Origin of the sequence: Streptomyces sp. UH6 (assembly GCF_013421635.1) — a bacterium.
GTDB classification, from domain to species: domain Bacteria; phylum Actinomycetota; class Actinomycetes; order Streptomycetales; family Streptomycetaceae; genus Streptomyces; species Streptomyces abyssomicinicus.
This window is the reverse complement of the sequence record NZ_JACADT010000439.1, coordinates 1-4,615: the sequence shown is the minus strand read 5'-3', so window position 1 is coordinate 4,615 and position 4,615 is coordinate 1. Positions and strand designations below refer to the sequence as shown.

Annotated in this window: 2 protein-coding genes; both read right to left on the bottom strand. The window is 74.0% G+C overall.

Features of this window, described 5'->3' with window-relative positions; all coding sequences use genetic code 11:
- Positions 1-2,852: amino acid adenylation domain-containing protein (locus tag HW445_RS19370; RefSeq protein WP_180222255.1), on the bottom strand; the 2,852-nt coding region annotated here is incomplete at its 3' end.
- 109 nt (positions 2,853-2,961) lie between these two features.
- Positions 2,962-4,615: ABC transporter ATP-binding protein (locus tag HW445_RS19365; RefSeq protein ID WP_180222254.1), on the bottom strand; the 1,654-nt coding region annotated here is incomplete at its 5' end.

Sequence of the window (4,615 nt, the reverse complement as noted above, 5' to 3'; positions counted from 1 at the left end):
CCGTTCGGGGTCAGGGGCAGCGCGTCCAGCACCACGAACGCCGACGGCACCATGTGCGCGGGCAGCCGCTCCCGCAGCCGGTCCCGCAGCGCCTCCGCCCGGACGGTACGCCCCGCGGCGGGGACGACGTGGGCGACCAGCCGGGGCTCCTCGTCGGTGCGCACCGTGACGACGGCCCGCGCGACCCGCGGATGTTCGGCGAGGACGGCTTCGATCTCGCCGAGTTCGACCCGGAAGCCGCGGATCTTGACCTGGTCGTCGGTGCGGCCGAGGAACTCGAGGTCGCCGTCCGGGTTCCACCGCACCAGGTCGCCCGTACGGTACATGCGCGTGCCGCCCGGCCCGAACGGGTCCGCCACGAACCGCCCCGCCGTCAGGCCCGGCCGGTCGAGGTAGCCCCGGGCCAGCCCCGCGCCGGCGATGTACAGCTCACCGGGCACACCCAAGGGCACCTGCCGCAACGCGGCGTCGAGCACGTACAGCCGGGCGTTGGTGACGGGCCGGCCGATGACCGGGCACGGGCTCGACGCCGTGGCCGCGGTCACCGAGTTGACGGTGCACTCGGAGGGTCCGTAGAGGTTGACGCGGAAGGCCCCGTCGTCGGCCCGCAGCCGCTCCCAGAGCCGCTCCGGGACGGCCTCGCCGCCGGCCGCGACCAGCGCGGGGCGGCGCTGCGCGTCGTCCAGCAGGCCGTGGTCGACGAGGACCTGGAGGTAGGACGGGGTGGCCTCGACGTAGTCCAGCCGGTGGCGCGCCGCGTGGTCGACGAAGGTGTCCGGGTCGGTCCAGGTCGCGTGGTCCACGACGTGCAGTTCGTGGCCCGTGAAGAGGGCCATCAGCTGGTTCCAGGAGGCGTCGAACGAGACCGAGGTGGTCAGCGCCACCCTCAGCCGCCGCCGCTCCGCCAGCAGCGGTGCGAACAGGGCCAGCCGGTGGTCGGTGAGCAGGTTGAGCAGGCCGCCGTGTGTCGCGACCACGCCCTTGGGCCTGCCCGTGGAGCCGGAGGTGTGGATCACGTACACCGGGTGGGCCGGGTCGACGGCCACCATCGGGTCCGTCGCCGGGCAGCCCGCCACCAGGGCGGCCGTCTCCGGATCGTCCAGCACCAGCCGCCCGACCGCACCGCCCTCGGGCAGACGCTCCGCGCTACGGGCATCGGTCACCGTCAGCACCGGCCGCGCGTCGTCCAGCAGGTACGCGATCCGGGCCGCCGGGTATTCCGGGTCCACCGGGACGTACGCCGCCCCGGTCTTCAGCACCGCCAGGATCGCCACCACCAGCTCGGCCGACCTCGGCAGCGACACCGCCACCAGACGCTCCGGCCCCGCACCCCGCGCCATCAGCGCCTGCGCCAGACGGTTCGCCCGCTCGTCCAGCTCCGCGTACGTCAGGGAGACGTCGCCGCACACCAGCGCGGTGAGGTCCGGAGCCGACCTGACGTGCTCCCGGAACAGCTCCGGCAGGCTCTCGTCCGGAGCTCCGGCGGCCGGCCCGGTGCCGAGGGCCACCACCTCGCGGTGCTCCTCGGGGGTGAGCAGGTCGATCCGGCCCACCTCCTGGTCCGGGTCGCAGTCCGCGACCGTGTCGAGGAGGGTCAGCAGTCGCCGCTGGTGCGCGGCGAGGTCGTCGTCGCCGTACGCGTCGGGCGCGCCGTGCAGCCGCAGGAGCGGGGGGTTGCCGTCCCGGTAGTCGAAGACCCAGACGGCCAGGTCGGTGGTCGAACCCGACACGAAGTGGTGCACCGAGGCGGGGTGCCCGGCGAAGCTGGGCCTGGCGTTGAAGGCCATGATGTTGACGATCAGCGGGAACGCCGTGCCGATGCCGCCGGGCGCGCCGAGGTCGCGCAGCAGGTCCTCGCTGCGGTACCGCTCGTGCGCGACGGCCGACTCGACCTCCCGCGCCGCCTGGGCGACGAGTTCTCCCCACGGCATGTCCGGCCGCACGGTCAGCCGCAGGGGCACCACGTTGGACATCGTGCCGGGCACCGACATCAGGTCGCGGCCCGACCCGCGGCGGGCGGTGACGGGGAGGGCGAGCACCACGTCCTGGGCTCCGCTCAGCCGGTGGGCGTAGAGCGCGGTGGCCGCGACCACCACCCGGGACCACCGGACACCGGCCCGCCCCGCCGCGGCCCGCAGGGCCTCGGGGGTGCGCAGTTCCCGCTCCCCGGCCACGCGCAGGGTCCGGTGCGGGTCGGTCGCGGTGGTGTGGCTGAGCCGTGTCGGGGCGGGCAGGTCGGCGAAGCGCCCGGTCCAGTAGGAGCGGTCGGCGGTGAAGTCGGCGGAGGACCGGTAGGCGGCGTCGCTGTCGACCAGGTCCCGCAGCGTGCCGAACGGGCAGGGCGGGACGGCGCCGGCCTCGGCCAGCGCCGAGTACACCTCGCCGACGCGCTGCCGGACCATGGAGGCGCTGATCGCGTCCAGCACCACGTGGTGGTAGTTGAGGTACCAGAGGAACTCCGTCGCCGAGAGCCTGATCAGCGCGTGGCCGAACAGCGGATCCCGGCCGAGGTCCAGCGGACGGGCCAGGTCCCGCTCCATCCACTCCCTTGCCGCCGCCCGCGGGTCGGGCTCCGCCTCGAGGTCGAGGTGGACGGGCGCCCAGTCCCAGCTCTCGCGGAGGATCTGGCGCGGGCCGTCCCCGTCGTCGGCGAAGGTCACGTGCAGGGCGTCGACCTCGTCGACCACCCGGCGCAGCGCGGCCTCGAACAGCTCCGGGTCGACCGGCCCGTGGATCTCCAGGCATTCGCCGACGCGGTAGCCGGGGATCGGCGTCCGGGAGCTCTGCTCGGCGAGCCAGATCTCCCGCTGGGCCGCGGTCAGGGGAAGGACGTCTCCGTCGCGACGGGACATGGGGGTACCTCCAGAAGTACGGGTGGGCAGGCGCGCAGGGCGTGCCGGGCCGCGCCGACCGCGGTGGCGTCACGCGGTCGGCGGGCGGGCCGGCTTCTTCTTTCTGCGGTCAGGCGGCGAGTTCGCCGGCCTGGAGCTGCCAGAGGGATGCGTAGAGTCCGTGCTGGGCGAGGAGTTCGTCGTGGGTGCCCTGTTCGGCGACGACGCCGCCCTTGTCCATGACGTAGATGCGGTCGGCGTGGCGGACCGTGGAGAGGCGGTGGGCGATGACGACCATCGTGCGGTCGGCGGCGAAGCCGCGCAGTGTGCGCTGGATGGCGGCCTCGGTCTCGTTGTCCACGGCGGAGGTGGCCTCGTCGAGGATGACGACCGGGGAGTCCTTGAGGATGGCGCGCGCCAGGGCGATCCGCTGGCGCTGGCCGCCGGAGAGCGCGGCGCCGCGTTCGCCGATCAGGGTGTCGTAGCCGTCCGGCAGCGACGCGATGAAGGGGTGCGCCTCGGCCATGGCCGAGGCCCGGATCACCGCCTCGTCGGAGGCTCCGAAGCTGCCGTAGCGGATGTTGTCGGCGATGCTGCCGTCGAAGAGGAACGGGTCCTGGGCGACGAAGCCGATGGCGTGGCGCAGCCCGTGCCGCCGCAGGTCCCGTACGTCCTGGCCGTCGATCAGCACCTTGCCGGATGCCGGGTCCTGGAAGCGCATCAGCAGTTTGGCGACCGTGGTCTTGCCGGAGCCGGTGGCTCCCACCAGGGCGGTCACCCGCCCGGCCGGGATGGTCAGCGAGAGGTCCTCCAGCGCCGCCGGCCGGCCGGGGTAGGCGAAGGTGACCCGGTCGAGGACGATCTCTCCCCGCACCTCGGCGGGGTCGAGCGTGCCGGCGCCGCCGTCGGCCTCGACGGGCAGGGCGCGCAGCCGCTGGATCCGGTCGTAGGAGGCGAGGGTGCGCTGGTACTGGTCGGCGATGCCGCCGAGCCTGCTCATCCGCATCAGCAGCATCTGGGGCAGACCGATCAGCGGGCTGAACACCTCGAAGCGCAGGGTGCCGTCGAGCACCGAACGGCCGCCGACCAGCAGGGTGCCGGCCATCGAGGCGGTGGTGCAGGCGCGGACGGTCTCGGCGTGCCGGATCGTGCTCCGGTCGGCCCGCCGGGTGCTCTCCTGGACCTCCTCGCTCAGCCCGTCGACGCGTTCGGCCTCGTACTCCTCGGTGCAGGAGCTCTTGACGGTCGCGCCTGCCTCGAGCGAGTTGAGCACCTGGCTGCCGAGCCTGGCCCGGCGTTCGCCGGTGTCCGCGTACTCCGCGGCGGCCCTGTCCTGGTGGCGCAGCGACAGCCAGGCGACGACCGGGATCGGCAGGAACGCGATCCAGGCGATCTGCGGTGCCAGCAGGAGGAACGCCGGCACCAGGAGGGCGATGCTGGTGGCGAGTTGCAGCACGTCGTTGGCCGGGCCGGCGAAGAAGGCGCCCAGCTGACCGACGTCGTGGGTGAGCGCGCCGGCCACCCGGCTGGTCCGCTCGCCCTCCAGGTGTCCGAGTTCGAGGTGCTGGACGTGCCGGTAGGTGCGGCTGCGCCAGTCGTGCTCGATGTCCTGGCCGAGTCGGCGCCATTGGAGGTTCGAGGCGTAGGAGAGGCCCGCCACCGCGGCGCAGGCGGCGGCCACCAGCCCCGCCAGGCCCCAGAGTTGGGCGCCGGCGGTGGTCAGCCCGAGCCGGGCCAGCGGAGCCGCCTCGCCCTTGATGAGCACCAGGCCGGTCCAGCCGAGG